Origin of the sequence: Paraburkholderia sp. EG286B, assembly GCF_040965655.1 — a bacterium.
Taxonomy (GTDB): Bacteria; Pseudomonadota; Gammaproteobacteria; order Burkholderiales; family Burkholderiaceae; genus Paraburkholderia.
Map to the genome: position 1 here is coordinate 1 of NZ_JBFRCF010000270.1, position 255 is coordinate 255.

At 69.4% G+C, this 255-nt stretch carries 1 pseudogene; it reads left to right on the forward strand.

Annotated elements, in window-relative coordinates:
• A pseudogene (locus tag AB4Y42_RS44710) lies at window positions 1–255 on the forward strand (acetyl-CoA C-acetyltransferase); the annotation flags it as partial.

Below are 255 nucleotides of genomic sequence, written 5' to 3' on the forward strand. Positions count from 1 at the left end.
GCGAAGAAGGCCGAGGCGCTGGGCCTCACGCCGCTCGCGCGCATCAAGGCGTACGCCAGCGGCGGCGTCGATCCGAAGGTGATGGGCATGGGCCCGGTGCCGGCGTCGAAGCGGGCGCTGGAGCGCGCGGGCTGGTCGGTGAACGACCTCGATCTCATGGAGATCAACGAGGCGTTCGCGGCGCAGGCGCTGGCCGTGAACAAGCAGATGGGCTGGGACACGTCGAAGATCAACGTGAACGGCGGGGCGATTGCG